1 pseudogene is annotated in these 434 nt (G+C 57.8%); it reads left to right on the top strand.

Annotation, left to right across the window (positions count from 1 at the left end):
• Positions 1-434, top strand: a pseudogene (locus EOA22_RS37195) (helicase SNF2); the annotation flags it as partial.

The raw sequence follows: 434 nt of genomic DNA on the forward strand, positions 1-434 counted from the left end.
TGATGGAACTATTCGGGCTAGTTTCCGTCATCGACGACAATTTCTTTGGCGACGAGCATGCGTTCCGGACGATGTACGGCCGAGCGGCCGACCGGATCGCCTTGCAGAGCCTACGGCGACGATTGGCTCCGCTCTACAAGCGGCACTTGCGCCGCGACGTGCAGGCGGCAGGACATGTAAACTATACCAACCGACTCGCGGTCACATTCGATTTCGAACCGCATGACACCGAAGCGCGGCTGTACGAGGGTGTTTCCGCTTACCTCCAGAATCCGGAATCCATCGCGTTCGGCTCCAAGCCGAACCAACTCGTTTTGATCGGCGCGCGCAAGACGCTCGGTTCGTCCGTCGCTGCCATCACCATGTTTCTGGAAAATGTCATTGGCAGGCTTCGGAAGAACCAAGTGGCCGATGAGAGCGTCGTTGAAGACATC

It is taken from the genome of Mesorhizobium sp. M7A.F.Ca.US.014.04.1.1 (genome assembly GCF_003998745.1).
In the GTDB taxonomy this organism is placed as follows: domain Bacteria; phylum Pseudomonadota; class Alphaproteobacteria; order Rhizobiales; family Rhizobiaceae; genus Mesorhizobium; species Mesorhizobium ciceri.